The 15,418-nt window shown below is 33.0% G+C and carries 17 protein-coding genes; 12 read left to right on the top strand and 5 right to left on the bottom strand.

Going from position 1 to position 15,418, the window contains the following annotated elements; translation table 11 throughout:
• The first annotated feature begins 22 nt into the window (after positions 1-22).
• Positions 23-178, top strand: coding sequence for a 50S ribosomal protein L34 (gene rpmH, locus GXW81_RS02665; protein WP_004917131.1), 156 nt, complete (start codon positions 23-25; stop codon positions 176-178).
• Positions 179-349: 171 nt separating this feature from the next.
• Complete coding sequence (locus GXW81_RS02660; protein WP_004917134.1) at positions 350-1,060, top strand: cell division ATP-binding protein FtsE; 711 nt, start codon at positions 350-352, stop codon at positions 1,058-1,060.
• A gap of 9 nt (positions 1,061-1,069) precedes the next feature.
• Here the strand turns inward: GXW81_RS02660 and GXW81_RS02655 are convergent, their stop codons facing one another.
• Genes GXW81_RS02655 through GXW81_RS02645 form a run of 3 tightly spaced genes read right to left on the bottom strand, consistent with a single transcriptional unit; the run spans position 1,070 to position 3,818 of the window.
• Entirely contained in the window at positions 1,070-1,777 is a 708-nt protein-coding gene (locus GXW81_RS02655; protein WP_161531079.1) for a tRNA1(Val) (adenine(37)-N6)-methyltransferase, read from the bottom strand.
• Between the two features lie 4 nt (positions 1,778-1,781).
• Positions 1,782-3,236 carry a PAS domain-containing sensor histidine kinase gene (locus GXW81_RS02650; protein ID WP_161531078.1) on the bottom strand — a complete coding sequence of 485 codons (1,455 nt, stop codon included), beginning with the start codon at positions 3,234-3,236 and terminating at the stop codon, positions 1,782-1,784.
• Entirely contained in the window at positions 3,237-3,818 is a 582-nt protein-coding gene (locus GXW81_RS02645; RefSeq protein ID WP_154137720.1) for a riboflavin synthase, read from the bottom strand.
• 49 nt (positions 3,819-3,867) lie between these two features.
• Between GXW81_RS02645 and pdxA the strand changes: the two genes are divergently transcribed.
• From pdxA to rocD, 6 genes are all read left to right on the top strand, one after another.
• Positions 3,868-4,953 carry a 4-hydroxythreonine-4-phosphate dehydrogenase PdxA gene (gene pdxA / locus GXW81_RS02640; RefSeq protein WP_154137721.1) on the top strand — a complete coding sequence of 362 codons (1,086 nt, stop codon included), beginning with the start codon at positions 3,868-3,870 and terminating at the stop codon, positions 4,951-4,953.
• Positions 4,954-5,042: 89 nt separating this feature from the next.
• Positions 5,043-5,582, top strand: coding sequence for a DUF177 domain-containing protein (locus tag GXW81_RS02635; RefSeq protein WP_161531077.1), 540 nt, complete (start codon positions 5,043-5,045; stop codon positions 5,580-5,582).
• A gap of 43 nt (positions 5,583-5,625) precedes the next feature.
• A complete protein-coding gene (gene rpmF, locus GXW81_RS02630) occupies positions 5,626-5,829 on the top strand; it encodes a 50S ribosomal protein L32 (protein WP_004917152.1) in 204 nt (67 codons plus the stop codon).
• Positions 5,830-5,923: 94 nt separating this feature from the next.
• Positions 5,924-6,415, top strand: coding sequence for an acetyl-CoA carboxylase biotin carboxyl carrier protein (gene accB, locus GXW81_RS02625; RefSeq protein WP_161531076.1), 492 nt, complete (start codon positions 5,924-5,926; stop codon positions 6,413-6,415).
• Positions 6,416-6,501: 86 nt separating this feature from the next.
• Positions 6,502-7,857, top strand: a complete 1,356-nt coding sequence (gene accC, locus GXW81_RS02620) for an acetyl-CoA carboxylase biotin carboxylase subunit (RefSeq protein ID WP_161531075.1) — start codon at positions 6,502-6,504, stop codon at positions 7,855-7,857.
• Positions 7,858-7,975: 118 nt separating this feature from the next.
• On the top strand, positions 7,976-9,226 hold the full coding sequence (rocD, locus tag GXW81_RS02615; RefSeq protein ID WP_161531074.1) for an ornithine--oxo-acid transaminase: 1,251 nt from the start codon (positions 7,976-7,978) through the stop codon (positions 9,224-9,226).
• 40 nt (positions 9,227-9,266) lie between these two features.
• On the opposite strand, the gene GXW81_RS02610 is transcribed toward rocD, so the two are convergent.
• Entirely contained in the window at positions 9,267-10,427 is a 1,161-nt protein-coding gene (locus GXW81_RS02610) for a glycosyltransferase (RefSeq protein ID WP_161531073.1), read from the bottom strand.
• A 64-nt stretch (positions 10,428-10,491) separates the two neighbouring features.
• Here GXW81_RS02610 and GXW81_RS02605 point away from each other — a divergent pair, with 64 nt between their 5' ends.
• From GXW81_RS02605 to GXW81_RS02590, 4 genes are all read left to right on the top strand, one after another.
• A complete protein-coding gene (locus GXW81_RS02605; protein WP_161531072.1) occupies positions 10,492-11,283 on the top strand; it encodes a glycosyltransferase family 2 protein in 792 nt (263 codons plus the stop codon).
• The gene (locus tag GXW81_RS02600) at positions 11,280-12,287 is read left to right on the top strand and encodes a hypothetical protein (RefSeq protein WP_161531071.1); all 1,008 of its coding nucleotides are present in this window, start codon (positions 11,280-11,282) and stop codon (positions 12,285-12,287) included. Before GXW81_RS02605 ends, GXW81_RS02600 begins: the two co-directional genes overlap by 4 nt.
• Positions 12,288-12,481: 194 nt before the next feature.
• The gene (locus tag GXW81_RS02595) at positions 12,482-13,483 is read left to right on the top strand and encodes a hypothetical protein (RefSeq protein ID WP_161531070.1); all 1,002 of its coding nucleotides are present in this window, start codon (positions 12,482-12,484) and stop codon (positions 13,481-13,483) included.
• Positions 13,480-14,313 (top strand): glycosyltransferase, encoded by an 834-nt coding sequence (locus GXW81_RS02590; protein WP_161531069.1) that lies wholly within the window; start codon positions 13,480-13,482, stop codon positions 14,311-14,313. The genes GXW81_RS02595 and GXW81_RS02590 overlap by 4 nt, the downstream gene beginning before the upstream one ends.
• 632 nt (positions 14,314-14,945) lie before the next feature.
• Here the strand turns inward: GXW81_RS02590 and GXW81_RS02585 are convergent.
• Positions 14,946-15,287 carry a phosphomannose isomerase type II C-terminal cupin domain gene (locus tag GXW81_RS02585; RefSeq protein ID WP_161531068.1) on the bottom strand — a complete coding sequence of 114 codons (342 nt, stop codon included), beginning with the start codon at positions 15,285-15,287 and terminating at the stop codon, positions 14,946-14,948.
• Between the last annotated feature and the right edge of the window lie 131 nt (positions 15,288-15,418).

The raw sequence follows: 15,418 nt of genomic DNA, 5'->3' as shown, positions 1-15,418 counted from the left end.
CTGACCTATAATAAAGACTGTAATGAAAAGAACATTTCAACCATCAGAGAGAAAAAAGAGAAATAAGCACGGATTCCGTGAGAGAATGTCAACGCCTAACGGAAGACGCGTATTAGCTGCTAGAAGAGCTAAAGGCAGAAAAAGATTAACAGTGAGTGTATCTCGTGCTAAAAGATAGTATGTAAATATTGTCTGTACTGTACAGGCATTATGCTATTTTACTTTACTGTATAAAATCGTGCTTGAAAGATAATTTTTTCAAGCATTTTTTGTTGTTAAAATTTCCTAAAATTGATTTGAACCTCAAAAGTTTTATTTATTTTTGAAGTTCATATTAAAAATATCCAAAATGCCACATAGAAACGAAGAAGGAAGTAGTATCATAAGCCTTAAGAATGCTAAAATAGTTCAGAAAAACTTTACGGTTTTAGATGGTGTTGACCTTGAAATTAAAAAGGGTGGTTTTTGCTATCTTATTGGTAAAACAGGCTCTGGTAAGAGTTCCTTACTTAAGGTTCTTTATGGGCATTTGCCCTTAAAAGAGGGGAAAGGTACGGTAGCGGGTTTTGATTTAGCAAGTCTTAAAACTTCGGATATTCCTAATCTTAGAAGAAAATTGGGGATTGTATTTCAGGATTTCCAACTTCTTACAGATAGAAGTGTGGAGAAAAACCTTCGTTTTGTACTTCAGGCAACAGGTTGGAGCGATAAAGCAAAGATGGACGCTAGAATAGACGAGGTGTTGGCAAGTGTTGGTATGAAAACCAAGAAGCATAAAATGCCACATGAACTATCTGGAGGAGAACAGCAGAGGGTGGCCATAGCAAGAGCATTGCTTAATCATCCGCAACTTATTTTGGCTGATGAGCCAACGGGAAATTTAGATCCAGAAACTTCTAATGATATTATGACTTTGCTAAAGAGGGTGGCACAGGAGAACGAAGCGGCCGTACTCATGGCGACGCATGATTATCATATGATACAAAACTTTCCTGGAGAGGCTATTAAGTGTAATGCAGGCAAGGTTTCAGTAATGGCTACAGAGGAGTTGTTTGAGTAATATATATATTTAAGAATTGAAAATATGAAAGTCCTTTGTGGTTTCTAAATATTGGTCCGAGTATTGTCTCGGACTTTTTTCTATAATAAAATCCTCATCTTTTGTTTCATTTTTAGAGAAAGAAAACTCTAATATAACTCGTTTTTTAGGATTGTATTCAATTCCTTTTATGTTGACTCTTCTTTGTAGGAAAAGCGAATGTATTTTACAAGTTTCAATAAAAAGGTTCTCATATTCGCTAGGAATAATGACCGCGAAAAGTCCGTCTTTTGAAAGAAGTTGAGAGCTTTTTCTAATTAAATCTTCAAAATCTAGAGTGAGCCTTTGCCTCGCTATTTTGTCTTTATCAGAAGTGTTAGTTTCAAAATATGGAGGATTAGAAAAAATAAGGTCAAACTTTTGGTTGGGTTGATACTCCTTAAAATTAATATTGATGGATTTAAGTCGTTCTTGATAGATAGAGTTATCAAAGTTTTCTTGTGCTAGATTAGAGGTGCTTTCGTCAATATCAATGGCTATGATGGAGCAGTTAGGATTTCGTTGAGCTATCATTAGACTGATGATACCTGTGCCACAGCCTACTTCAAGTGCGGTTTTAATATTGTCTACTGTTGTTAATGCTCCTAATAGAACAGCGTCTGTACCAACTCTAAAAACGCTAGTATTTTGTTTTATAGAGAAATTCTTAAAAAGAAAAGGTTTTAAATCTTTTGACATCAGGCTAAATGTTTTTAGGAATGGTAATGGTAAATTTAGTTCCTTTATCTAGTGTAGACTCTACCTTAATATTTCCTTTGTACTCTTCAATCATTTTTTTTACCATGGTAAGTCCTAGTCCCATTCCGCTAGATTTAGAGGTAAAGTTAGGTTCAAAAATTTTACCCATTTTTTCCTCGCTCATTCCTTCCCCATTGTCTTCTACAGTGAATTTTATGTAATTGTATCGCTCCTCTAAATCTATATTGATGATTAGCTTTCTTTTTTCAGATTCCGCTTGTATAGCATTGGTAATAAGGTTGTTTAATATTCTGGTGAAGTAGCTCTTGTCTAAAGAGAAAATAATATTAGGTCTATTAGAATGGAAGAAAATGTTCTTGCTATCAAAGATGGTGATAATATTTTTGATTTCTTCGTTTAAATTAAGAAGTTGGTCTTCTTTTTCAGGTAATTTCGCAAACTCAGAGAAAGCCGTAGCTACTTTGGAAATAATATCTATTTGAGTGATCATAGAGTTGCTGAGTTCTTTTACCTTTTGCTCTATATCAGGAGCGTTGGCATCAAATCTTCTTTCGAAGCTTTGCATAAGTAGTTTCATAGGGGTTAGTGGGTTTTTAACCTCATGGGCAACTTGTTTTGCCATTTCTCTCCATGCACTTTCTTTTTCGATATGTGTCAAGCGTTCTTTTTGAGCATCTATCTGAAAAATCATACTGTTGTAGGATTTTACTAAGATGCTTAACTCGTCATTTCTGTTGTATCTTATGGGTTTTAGTTCTTTATTAAATAGATTGATTTTAGATAGAAACTCAGAGATTTTAGTAAGACTTCTGGTAACTCTTCTAGAGATAAACCAGCTAAGAATAATACTGGTTAGAACTAGTAATATGTTGATGATAAATATATTATATATGTATTTGTCTATTAAATCATAGTAGGAAATATTACTGTGATAGGAAGGGTAGTACACAATTCCAATAGGTTCAAAAATATTATTCTTTAAGACCAAATAAGATGAGGTTACTTGATTATTGAGAGTGTCATCGTAGGTTTGTATATCTATTCTTGCATCAGAGGAAATTATTTTTTTTAGGAGCTGGTTTGGTATTCTTTTATCCTTTACTAGGGAACTGTTTTTATTTGACAAAAGAAAGTTACCTTCTAAATCATAAATAATGATATCGTGTTTGTTGATGTCGGCAATCTCTTTGACTTTGTTGTCTAAAACGGTTTTAATGTTTTGTGGAGTTACAGTTTCTCTACTCACAGCATAATCTAAAGAGGCGGTAAGTACTTCTGCTGTTTGTTGTATTTCTATTTTATTTTGAGTTAGAGCACTTTGTCTCAGTATCATATAAGATATAAAGGTAGAGCCTACTATACTTAAAATACATATAAGTAGAAAACCGAAGAAAATTCTATTTCTTATACTGAAACCACTATAGCTTTTTTGTGACATCTATTTTAAATTCATTAGTTTAGCAACATATTTTCCGATAATATCAAACTCAAGATTAACGAGTTCTCCTGTTTTAATATGTTTTAGATTGGTGTGTTCCCAAGTGTAAGGAATAATAGCGACAGAGAATTTTTTATCCATACTTTTGGCGACTGTTAGGCTAATGCCGTTAATGGTAATAGAACCTTGTGGAACAGTTACAAAATCGGAAATATAAGATATTGTAATGATGTGGCTCCCGTTAGTTTCTTCTATGGACTCTACGGTTCCTACTCCATCTACATGTCCTTGCACAATGTGTCCATCTAGTCTTCCGTTCATCATAGTACATCGTTCTAGATTGATTATGCTGCCTTCTTGCCACTGGGAAAGATTGGTTTTTTCCAAAGTTTCATTGATGGCTGTTACGGTATAGAGGTTTTCATTGATGTCCACCACGGTTAGGCAACAACCATTATGAGCAAGGCTTTGGTCTATTTTGAGTTCTTGCGTAAAGGGACAAGATAGGGTAAAGTGTATATTATTCCCTTCTTTACGTATTTTTTCAACAATTCCCGTAGCCTCTATAATTCCTGTGAACATATTAAATAATTTATTAAATTTGTAACTTTAGAAAACAAAGATAAGTAAAATGAGTGTAAAACATCACAAACCTAGAGTAGGGATTTCCATAGGAGATTTTAACGGTATAGGTCCTGAAATTATTCTAAAAACATTAAAGGATAAATCTATTACCGATTTTTTTACTCCTGTGATATTTGGTTCAGGGAAACTTTTTTCTTATCAAAAAAATATATTTAAAATTCAGACTAACTTTAATTATATCAATAAAGCCACAGAAGCGTCTGCTGGTAAAATTAATATTGTTAATCTTTGGAAAGATAATGTTAATGTAAATTTAGGAGAACCTACGGAGGAATCCACAAGAATGGCGATAGATTCTTTGGAAGCGGCTACAGAGGCTTTGAGGGAAGGAGAGGTAGATGTTTTAGTAACAGCACCTATCAATAAAGACGAAATGCTAAAACATGGATTCAAGCATGCAGGGCATACAGGTTTTCTAGAAGATAAATTTGGGAAGAAAGGATTGATGTTTTTAGTAACCGAAGATTTAAAAGTAGCCGTGGTAACGCATCATATCCCAATTTCGGAAGTGGCTCAAAACATTAGCAAAGAAAAGATAAAAAACTACCTAAATATATTAAATGCCACATTGGTGGAAGATTTTTGTATTGCTAAACCCAAAATAGCAGTTTTAGGGCTTAATCCACATGCTGGAGACGGTGGAGCGATAGGCAAAGAGGAGCAAGAAATTATCATTCCAGCAATAAAAGAGGCTTTTGATAATGGTGTTTTGGCGTTCGGACCTTATCCTGCAGATAGTTTCTTTCAGCCACAAAAATATAAAGCTTTTGATGCTGTTTTAGCGATGTATCATGACCAAGGTTTAGCACCATTTAAAACTTTGGCGTACGAGGAGGGAGTAAATTATACGGCGGGTTTACCTTTTATAAGAACTTCTCCAGACCATGGGACAGCTTATGATATAGCAGGAAAAAATATGGCTGATCATAGCTCTTTTGAGGAAGCTGTATTTACAGGGATAAAAATTTTCCAAAATAGGAGCGAATATCAATCTCTTATGGAGAATAAGCTGAAAGTTAAAAGAAGCGGAAATAATGGAGTAGATGAAGATTTGCCAGATGAAGATGTTTAAAAAATAGAGGAAAAAACATCGGTTCTGTTTAATTTGTAATGTAGATTTTGTTATATAAAAAAAAACACTTATTTTTGCAGACCATTTTTATGGATAAATTTAGAAAATATGATATTGTTTTCTCAGGCTTAAAAAATGGTAAACACCAGTTTGAGTTTGAGATAGATAAAGAGTTCTTTAGCTTATTTAATGCAGATGTAGATTTTAGTGAACCTAAGATTTTGGTAGATGTTTTATTAGAGAAACATACCACTTTCTTAGAGTTTTGGGTGAAAGTATCGGGAGAAGTAACTTTGATTTGCGATATAAGTGGAAATGATTTTCCTTATGAAATAGAACACGAACCCAAAGTTTTAGTGAAGTTTGGAGAAGAGTATGATGATAGTAACGAGGAAGTTATTACAATTCCTTCAAGTGATTATCATTTTAATGTGGCTCAATTAATTTACGAGGCAGTGATTTTATCTATTCCAATGAAGAAAGTTTCGCCAGAGGTAGAGGGGAATGAAGAGTATGAGGCTTTGTTAGAGAGATATAGTCCTAAGGTCTTAGATGAATTGGAAGAAGAAAAATCTGATGAAGATATAGACCCTAGATGGCAGGCATTAAGCAAGTTAAAAAATAAATAAAGAAGAGTATTAACATAATATAGAAAAATAAAAAATAGTAATAATGGCACATCCTAAGAGAAGACAGTCGTCAACCAGAAGAGATAAAAGAAGAACTCACTACAAAGCAGTAGTTCCTCAGTTAGCTAAAGATGCTACTACAGGAGAGTTACATCTTTATCACAGAGCTCACTGGCACGAAGGAAAACTTTACTACAGAGGAAAGGTAGTAATGGAGAAAAATGTAGAAACTACAGAAGAAAACTAGACTACTGTAGTAGAAATTATTTTATGCATAAAACCGCTCTTTTTTTTGGATTGAGTGGTTTTTGTTATTATATTTGGGTGCTAAAAATTATCTTATGGATTTAAAAGATTTACAAAACCTCATTAAGTTTGTTTCTAAGTCGGAAGTAGCTGAGGTTAAATACAAAACGAAGGATTACGAAATAAATATTAAAAATCCTGGCTCTAATGAGAATATAACTTACGTTCAGCAATCTTTATCACAATCTCCTGCAGTTTCGCCTGTGGCATCGCCAGTAGCTCCTGCAGTAGTATCTTCACCATCTGCTCCTGTAGCTCAGGAGGGTAAAGCAGATGACGATAGTAAATATATCGCTATTAAATCACCAATGATAGGTACTTTTTATAGAAAGCCATCGCCAGATAAGGATGTTTTTGTAAATGTAGGAGATTCTGTATCTGAAGGGAAGGTAGTTTGCGTTATAGAAGCTATGAAACTATTTAACCAAATAGAGAGTGAGGTAAGTGGTAAGATAGTTAAAATATTGGTAGATGATGCAACTCCTGTGGAGTATGATCAGCCACTATTCCTTGTTGATCCGTCTTAAGTAGAGAAATTTTAAGTCAAAAAAGTGTTATAGTTTGCTCTGTTGATATGGGGTAATTTATTTTTAATTTAAAGTTTCTTAATAAAATGTTTAAAAAAATATTAATAGCCAATCGTGGAGAGATTGCAATGAGGATTCTCCGTACTTGTAGAGAGATGGGGATTAAAACCGTTGCGGTTTATTCTACGGCAGATAAAGATAGTCTACATGTAAGATTTGCAGATGAAGCGGTTTGTATAGGACCTCCTACTAGTAAAGACTCTTATTTGAGTATACCTAATATACTTGCTGCAGCCGAGATTACCAATGCTGATGCTATCCACCCAGGATATGGTTTTTTGTCAGAAAACGCTAATTTTTCTAGAATTTGTCAGAAAAACAATATCAAGTTCATAGGGGCAAGCCCAGAGCAGATAGAAAAAATGGGAGACAAAGCTACTGCTAAAGCAACTATGAAGGCAGCGGGGATACCTTGTGTGCCAGGTTCTGATGGTTTGATAGGTTCTTATGAAGAGGCTGCGAAAATTGCAGAGAAAATTGGTTATCCAGTAATGATAAAGGCAACAGCTGGAGGAGGTGGTAAAGGTATGCGTGCCGTTTGGAAAGCAGAAGAACTTAGAAATCATTGGGATTCTGCTGTGCAAGAGGCTGTCGCTGCTTTCGGTAACGGTGGTATGTACATGGAAAAACTCATAGAAGAGCCTAGACATATTGAAATACAGGTAGCTGGTGACCAGTATGGTAAGGCTTGCCATCTTTCTGAAAGAGACTGTTCTATTCAAAGAAGAAATCAAAAATTAACAGAGGAAACTCCATCTCCTTTTATGACTGATGAGCTTCGTGAGAAAATGGGAGAAGCAGCTGTAAAGGCAGCAGAATATATTGGTTATGAAGGGGTAGGTACTATAGAGTTTTTGGTAGACAAGCATAGGAACTTCTATTTTATGGAGATGAATACTCGTATCCAAGTAGAACATCCTATTACAGAACAGGTTATTGATTATGACCTTATTAGAGAGCAAATTCTTCTAGCAGCAGGAACGCCTATATCTGGTGTAAATCATTATCCTAAACTACACTCAATAGAATGTAGGATTAACGCGGAAGATCCTTATCAAGACTTTAGACCATCTCCAGGAAAAATTACTAGTCTTAATATTCCAGGAGGACATGGGATAAGGGTAGATACTCATGTTTACTCTGGTTATACCATACCATCTAATTATGACTCTATGATAGCTAAACTCATTACTACGGCTCAAACTAGAGAAGAAGCTATTGCTAAAATGAAGAGAGCTTTAGAAGAGTTTTATATAGAGGGAGTTAAAACTACGGTAGCCTTCCATAGGCAGTTGATGGATGATCCGGACTTTGTAGCTGGTAATTATACTACCAAGTTTATGGAGACCTTTAAAATGAATAAAGATTACGAAAATATGTAATGTATTTAGCCCCTAGAAATAATTTTTAGGGGTTTTTCATAAAGAGTGGCAAAAGGGTGGTTTAAATAAAAAATCATTAAATTTGCCGATATACTTGTATTTATTTAAAAATAGTAATATGTCAAATAATAAAAATTTGAAAACAGCTCAGTATTTTATAGATTTGGAGGATCGTCATGGTGCTCACAACTATCATCCGCTACCAGTGGTTTTGGACAGAGGAGAAGGTGTTTTGGTATGGGATGTAGAAGGAAAACAGTATTATGATTTCCTTTCTGCTTATTCGGCAGTTAATCAAGGGCATTCTCATCCTAAAATTGTAAATGCTTTGGTAGAGCAGGCTAAGGTATTGTCATTAACCTCTCGTGCATTCTATAATTCTAAACTAGGGATTTATGAAGAGAAGATAACTAAACTTTTAGGTTTTGATAAAGTATTGCCTATGAACTCTGGTGCAGAAGCTGTAGAAACAGCCATAAAACTTGCGAGAAAATGGGCTTATGAAGTAAAAGGAGTTCAAGGTAATAATGCTAAAATTATTGTTTGTGAGAATAATTTCCACGGAAGAACTACAACTATAGTTTCTTTTTCTAACGACCCTGATGCACATAGTAATTATGGACCATTTACACCAGGGTTTATAAGAATACCTTATGATGACTTAGATGCTTTACAAAAAGTATTAGAAGAAGAAGCTGAAAATATAGCTGGATTTTTGGTAGAGCCTATACAGGGAGAAGCAGGGGTATATGTACCTACAAAAGGTTTCTTGAAGAAAGCACAAGAACTTTGTAAAAAGTATAATGTATTGTTTATTGCAGACGAAGTGCAGACAGGTATTGCTAGAACGGGTAAGCTAATAGCGTGTCATCACGAAGAGGTGCAGCCAGATATTCTAATCTTAGGTAAAGCATTGTCTGGAGGAATGTATCCTGTATCTGCTGTTTTAGCAAATGATAATATTATGAGGGTAATCCACCCAGGACAGCATGGTTCTACTTTTGGAGGTAACCCTTTGGCATGTGCTGTGGCAATAGCAGCTTTAGATGTAGTTCAGGAGGAGAAATTATCTGAAAGAGCAGAAAGGTTGGGTAAAATATTCCGAGCAGAAATAGAGAAAATTATAGCAAAAACAGATTTAATCTATAAGGTAAGAGGAAAAGGATTATTAAATGCTATTCTTATCAATGATAGCCAAGATGGTCCAACAGCATGGAATCTTTGTTTAGATTTAGCTAAAAATGGATTACTAGCGAAACCTACACATGGTAATATTATCCGTTTAGCTCCACCTTTGGTAATTACAGAGGAGCAGCTAATGGAGTGTGTTGCTATTATAGAAAAAACAGTATTAGAGTTTAAGAGATAATTTATTTTTTCATACAAAAAAGAATGCTCTGGTCTTTAGACTAGAGCATTTTTGTTAAAAGCGTTTTCCATTGTTCTATTGGATTCAGAGACGTTATTTGGGATAAATGTATTTTGGCATTATCAGATAAATTTTGAGATAGAGCTTCGTTTTTTATTAGTAAATCCAGGTTTTCGCATAATTTGTTGGCATCATTTTTAGGAGAAATTAGAGCTGTTTTTTTGTGTATAAGCATATCTTTGATACCTCCATCGCTATCTGTGGAAACAATAGCGTTTTGATTTAATATTGCTTCAGCAATTGCCATAGAAAAGCCTTCGCAGTTAGAGGTGGAGAGGCTTATTTTTGACTTTGATAATTCTTCTTGGATATTTTTAACAAAACCTTTAATGCTTACGTTTTTAATATTTCTTTCTGTAAAATAGGTGCTTAGTTTATCTTTTAAGGAGCCTTCTCCATAGATATTAAGATGCCAATTTGGGTGTTTTGGAGAGAGTAATTCCCAAGTTTTAGCAATAAGAAAAGCGTTTTTGTGTTTAGATTCTAGTCTAGAAATAAAACTGATGGTATTGGTTTTAGTATTTGATTTATAGTTAGGTATATCTAATGGGTTGTATATAGTAATAATTTTTTTTGTTGCTTTTGTGCCGAGAAGAGCTCTTATTTCTTTCTTAGAGCCATTGCTTACACAGACGATTCCGTTTTTTGCTAGATTAACAAAAGTTTTTAGTTTTCGTTTCTTAAAAGAGAGAACTAAAGGTGCCCAAATTCTTTTGAGCAAAAGACTTTTTTCTGCGGTAGGATATTTTCTAAGATAAGCATAAGGGGAACCGTGATATTGTGGTATAGCTATGGTGTTGGTTTTTTTTGCTGCATTTAAAATGGCTAGAGAAATCGTCATATTATCTCCTTGGAATATAAAAAAATCAGGGCGATGAGTTTTAAAATAATTGATGAAAATAGATTTTAATTCTTTTTTAGATTTTGGGTTTAGTATGTTTATTTTTAAATCTTTAGGGTAATCTATAGAAGGGTTCTCATTGGCAGAGTACAATGATACTAATTCTGAAACGGGAAGGTTGCTTTTGTTAAATAGTGATATTAAATCAGAGGTTACTCTTTCTACACCACCACCGAATGAATAATCAATGATGAAAAAAGAAATTTTTTTGGTGCTTAGCTGAGAAAAATAATCGGACATTTTTATTTTTTAAATAATTTTTGAAAAAGATACTACAAATTTATAAATTTGTGGAAAAATAATTTTGAAAACCTCTCTTATTATTTCTACATATAATTGGCCCGAGGCTTTGGCTTTGGTTTTAGAAAGTGTTCAGCAACAATCCGAACTTCCTGATGAGGTACTTGTTGCAGATGATGGTTCTGGGAGAGATACCTTGGCGTTAGTTGAAAAATGGCAAGCCAAACTCAAGGTTCCTCTTATTCATATATGGCATGAAGATAAAGGTTTTAGGCTTTCTGAGATAAGAAATAGAGCCATAGCAGAGGCTAAGTATGAGTACATTATACAAATAGATGGAGATGTAATTTTGCATCCAGATTTCGTGAAAGACCATAAAAAATTTGCAGAGAAAAATTGTTTTATTACAGGTTCTAGGGCTTTGTTGCTGGAAGAGAAAACGCAAGAAGTGTTTAAAACTAAAAGTATAGATTTAGGTTTTTTTACAAAAGGTATTAAAAATAGATTTAACGCTCTTAGATTTCCTCTTTTTAATAAGTTGTCCAAATCCCAAAACTCGCCTATGGAAAAAATGACCACCAGAATCCGCGGTTGCAACATGAGTTTTTGGAAAGAAGACCTACTGGCAATAAACGGCTACGACGAAGATTTCGTAGGCTGGGGACGCGAAGATTCGGATATAGTCATCCGGTTAATCAAAAAAGGCTGCTTTCGAAAGAAAATAAAACTTGCCGCAATCCAATACCACCTCTACCACAAAGAAAATTCCAAAAATAACTTGGAAGCTAATCATAAACTAATGGAAAGAGCCTTGTCGGATGCTTCTTTTTGGGCAAAAAATGGAATAAAAAAATGAAAGGACGCATTTTGTTGCTAATGACTCCGCATTACTCTATTTATCAGAATATTATCAAAAATTTAGAGTTGATGGGGTATGAAGTTCTTTATTTTGAATCTGTTTACACAGGGTTTAAGTATAAGAATTGGTTTCAAAAGCTTACTAATTTTATAAGAAAAACATTCTTAAACGATAAGAACTACAAAAAACAACTCAAAGAATCTCATTTAGAAAAATCTTTAGTTACTTTATTAGATTGTCCTGAAAATTATTTTGATTATACATTGGTTATACGACCAGATGCTTATACACCCAAGATGATGGAGTATATCAATAAAATATCAAAAAAAACTATAGCCTATCAGTGGGATGGGATGAAACGGTTTCAGCATTCAGAGGCATTAATTGACTCGTTTGATGTTTTTGGTGTTTTTGATAGTAATGATTTTGAAGTGTACTCTATAAAACATAAAAATTTATTTTTAACCCATAATTTTTACTTTGATTTTGTTTCTGTACCCCAAGCCAAAACGATTGATTTATGTTATATAGGTGCGGAACAGAATGATAGAGTACAAATTATAAATTATATAAGTTCGCTCACAAATGCTACAGATTTTGTAAGCTATTTTAGAATTTATACAGAGCGACGTAGTTTTAACCAAGAGTCCCCTATCATAATAAACAATAAACTATTATCTTATCAAGAAGTTGAACGTATTTCTTCTCAAAGCCGTTGTATTTTGGATATTAAGTTTCATGCTCACGATGGCTTATCCTTTCGTTTCTTTGAGGCATTGCATTTTTCCCAAAAAACAATAACCGATAATCCTACGGTTAAGAACTACGACTTTTATCATCCTAATAATATTCTTGTGGTAGAAGATTGGTTTAAGTTGACAAAAGAACAGTTGGCATCATTTTTAGAAAAACCATATACTGAGATACCTGAGTGTGTTAAGTCTAAATATTCCTTTGAAGAATGGTTTAAAACTATAATTTCAATAGAAACTGATTACTAACAATAAATTAGTTAAAAATTATGATTTTTATAATGAAAACAATATCTTTGTTGTAGATGACAACTGTAAAGTTTCTGATTTATTGCGTTTTATTAAAATGCCTTATGTTGTTTGCTCTGATATAGTGGAAGTTTATAGTTTTACAAATTGGATAGGAGATATATTAGATTGATAGGTTTTATTATATTCTAAAAGTGAGAAAAGAACATATTTTATTATTAATTCCAAGAGATTATAATCTTTATGAACTGATTGAACGTGCCCTAGAAAGTATGGGATACAGAGTTACGGTTGTTCATAATGAGTATCAATTTAGATACAAGAGTTTGAGGCAGAGATTATATAATGCTTTTAGAAAAACAGTTTATAAAGATAAAATATTTAAGAGAACATTGGTTGAAATCCATAACTTATCCAGACAGGAAGAATTGATTAACATTGGTAGTGAATTTTATGATTTTTGTTTGGTTTTTCGTGCAGATTTTTTTTTACCTAATGTGTTATTGCAAGCAAAAACGAAAAGTAGAAATATGGTAGCTTACCAATATGATGGATTGAAAAGAAGTCCGAGTGTCTTTGATTTAATTCAGTATTTTGATGCGTTTTATGTGTTTGATTCCTCAGATGTTGAAACTTATTCACAGTATGGTCTAAGAAAAGCAACCAATTTTTATTTTAAAGATGATAATATCAATAGTGATGTAGAGACGTTTGATAATGATTTTTATTTTTTAGGTTCTTTTCATAAATCAAGATTAGAAATTCTCAATAAACTGTCTTCTTTTTTTAGGCTTAATGGGATAAAGTTTGATTTTAATATCGTTTTTCAAAAGGAAAAAAGAAGGTACATTAAGAGACATGAGAATATTAATGTTTTATACGAGATGCTCCCTTTTAGTGAGTATTTGAATAAGGTAGCTAAAAGTAAATTTATACTTGATATATTGATAGAAGAGCATCAAGGATTATCGTTTAGGATTTTTGAAGCTTTGTACCTTAGAAAAAAAGTAGTTACCACTAATCAAACTGTTAAAGATTATGATTTTTATCACCCAGATAATTTTTTTATAATTGGTGATAGAAATTTGGAAGAACTAATTCCTTTTCTCAAAGGAGAATATGTGGATTTAGATGAAACTATTATAGAGAAATATAGTTTTGAGAGTTGGTTTAATAATATAAAAAGTAACATATGATTCCAAAAGTAAGTATAATAATCCCTTGCTTTAATGCGGAAGCAACTATTAAAGAGACAATAGAATCTGTATTAAAGCAAAGTTATAAAAGTATAGAGATTGTTATTGTAGATGATGGTTCAACAGATAACACTTTTGAGCTTATTCGTGCTTATCAGAATGATTTCATAAAAATTTTTAGCCAGCAAAATGCAGGTCCTTCTGCGTCTCGAAATTATGGGGCTAGTCAGGCTAGGGGAAAATATCTTTGCTTCATTGATTCCGACGATAAAATCTACCCTGAATTTATTGAGACTTGTATGGATGCGTATTCTGAAAATCCCAAGTTAGAAATTGTATATACTGATGCTGAATTTTTTGAAGGAAAGAGTGGAAAGTGGAATTTAAGTGAGTTTTCATTGAAACAGTTTTTAGTAGATAATTGTATTCCAATTTATCCTATAATTAAAAAAGATACCTTTTTGAGCTTAGGAGGGTTTGATAGTCATTTAAAGTATACTGAAGACTGGGAACTTTGGATTCGGATTGTTAAACAGGGTGGAGGAGTAAAGAAAATTAACAAAATTTTATACCAATATAGGAAACATACTGGTAAAAATAAATCTTTAACTGATTTGAATGAAATTGAAAATGTGTCTGATAAGTCCCGACTTTATATTTATAATAAACATTATGATTTTTATAAGCTTAATGGTTTGGATATTTCTACACTTATAACTTCTGTGAATGATAATACAAAGTACAAAAAAAAATATTACAATACTTGGTATAGAAAGCTAATATACACAATATTCAAACCTAAAAAATATAAGCAACTTATGGGTGAATAAATTCAAAATACTTTTCAAGTACCCATAGGCTACACAAGTCTTCTGTATTGAAATTCCAAAATTGGAGACAGTGTTGATAAGTATTATGAAGGATTTCTAAGCAAATTTCGGTGTTTTTAGGTATAAAGACTTGGTTGTTCTTCCAGATTCGAATGTCTGGGTTCAATGTAATGTTTCCCACCAACTAGAGTTCCTTCCATAGACTAAGACTCTATGGTAGTCTTAGGCATTACAGCAATAGAGTTGAAAGATATAATCCGTTTGAGGTTCGTAGCCACACCATTCCCTGCAACTTCAAAATGAATTTATAATTTGGATGTTCTTTTAAGGGAATTTTTGGTTTTATCCATTCAATATTTCCGTCCTGTTGTTTGTCTTAAATTATACATAAAGGATGTTTAAAATATTTTCGGTAAAAATCTATCTGATGGTTTTGCATCGCAACATCTCTCTATCATGAGAGCTTTCTTTCACTCAAAAAATGACATACTTCATCTGGTATTTTATCAGAGAGTGATTGGGACTAAATTGTGATATGTTTTCATCAAAATCAAATGTTAGACGAGAACATAAGGTAATCATTAAGGGAAACCAATAAGGCGTTTTGGTCTATTTTCATTGAGAGATTTAGTTTATTCTCTTGCATAATCATCTTGTAGTCTTACAATATCATCCTCTCCAAAGTAAGTCCCAGTCTGCACCTCTATAAAAACGAGCAAGTCATCACCTATATTTTCTATCCTATGTTTTGCGCCTAGAGGTATAAGTACAGTTTCACCATACTTATAGGTGGTTTCTACGCCGTCTAAAGTTACCTTAGCTGTTCCTTGTATAATAGTCCAAGCTTCTTGTCTCTTGTTGTGGTATTGGTAAGAGAGGCGCTGTCCAGATAATACTTCCACACGCTTTAGTTTGTAATGTGGCATATCAGCCAATACAAAATACTTTCCCCAAGGTCTTTCTCCTATTTCCATACAGTTCTCTTTAAGATTTTGAAGACACAAAAGTAAATAAATTTGTTTATTTCCTAAAGTTTTGGGAGAAAAATAAAAGAAAATAATGTTTTATATTATTCTAAAAATGTGTATTTTCGCAAATTGATTTT

The sequence above is a fragment of the Riemerella anatipestifer genome, assembly GCF_009932355.1.
Taxonomy (GTDB): Bacteria; Bacteroidota; Bacteroidia; order Flavobacteriales; family Weeksellaceae; genus Riemerella; species Riemerella anatipestifer_E.
The sequence above is the reverse complement of the archived record's forward strand: the minus strand, read 5'-3'. Positions and strand labels throughout refer to the sequence as shown.

What these genes read in the sequence shown, in the direction of transcription:
- GXW81_RS02600 (WP_161531071.1), top strand. Translation starts at nt 11,280, where the DNA reads ATGAAAGGACGCATTTTGTTGCTAATGACTCCGCATTACTCTATTTAT.
- rpmH (WP_004917131.1), top strand. Translation starts at nt 23, where the DNA reads ATGAAAAGAACATTTCAACCATCAGAGAGAAAAAAGAGAAATAAGCAC.
- accB (WP_161531076.1), top strand. Translation starts at nt 5,924, where the DNA reads ATGGATTTAAAAGATTTACAAAACCTCATTAAGTTTGTTTCTAAGTCG.
- GXW81_RS02635 (WP_161531077.1), top strand. Translation starts at nt 5,043, where the DNA reads ATGGATAAATTTAGAAAATATGATATTGTTTTCTCAGGCTTAAAAAAT.
- GXW81_RS02585 (WP_161531068.1), bottom strand. Translation starts at nt 15,287, where the DNA reads ATGGAAATAGGAGAAAGACCTTGGGGAAAGTATTTTGTATTGGCTGAT.
- GXW81_RS02645 (WP_154137720.1), bottom strand. Translation starts at nt 3,818, where the DNA reads ATGTTCACAGGAATTATAGAGGCTACGGGAATTGTTGAAAAAATACGT.
- GXW81_RS02660 (WP_004917134.1), top strand. Translation starts at nt 350, where the DNA reads ATGCCACATAGAAACGAAGAAGGAAGTAGTATCATAAGCCTTAAGAAT.
- accC (WP_161531075.1), top strand. Translation starts at nt 6,502, where the DNA reads ATGTTTAAAAAAATATTAATAGCCAATCGTGGAGAGATTGCAATGAGG.
- rpmF (WP_004917152.1), top strand. Translation starts at nt 5,626, where the DNA reads ATGGCACATCCTAAGAGAAGACAGTCGTCAACCAGAAGAGATAAAAGA.
- GXW81_RS02590 (WP_161531069.1), top strand. Translation starts at nt 13,480, where the DNA reads ATGATTCCAAAAGTAAGTATAATAATCCCTTGCTTTAATGCGGAAGCA.
- rocD (WP_161531074.1), top strand. Translation starts at nt 7,976, where the DNA reads ATGTCAAATAATAAAAATTTGAAAACAGCTCAGTATTTTATAGATTTG.
- pdxA (WP_154137721.1), top strand. Translation starts at nt 3,868, where the DNA reads ATGAGTGTAAAACATCACAAACCTAGAGTAGGGATTTCCATAGGAGAT.
- GXW81_RS02655 (WP_161531079.1), bottom strand. Translation starts at nt 1,777, where the DNA reads ATGTCAAAAGATTTAAAACCTTTTCTTTTTAAGAATTTCTCTATAAAA.
- GXW81_RS02610 (WP_161531073.1), bottom strand. Translation starts at nt 10,427, where the DNA reads ATGTCCGATTATTTTTCTCAGCTAAGCACCAAAAAAATTTCTTTTTTC.
- GXW81_RS02650 (WP_161531078.1), bottom strand. Translation starts at nt 3,236, where the DNA reads ATGTCACAAAAAAGCTATAGTGGTTTCAGTATAAGAAATAGAATTTTC.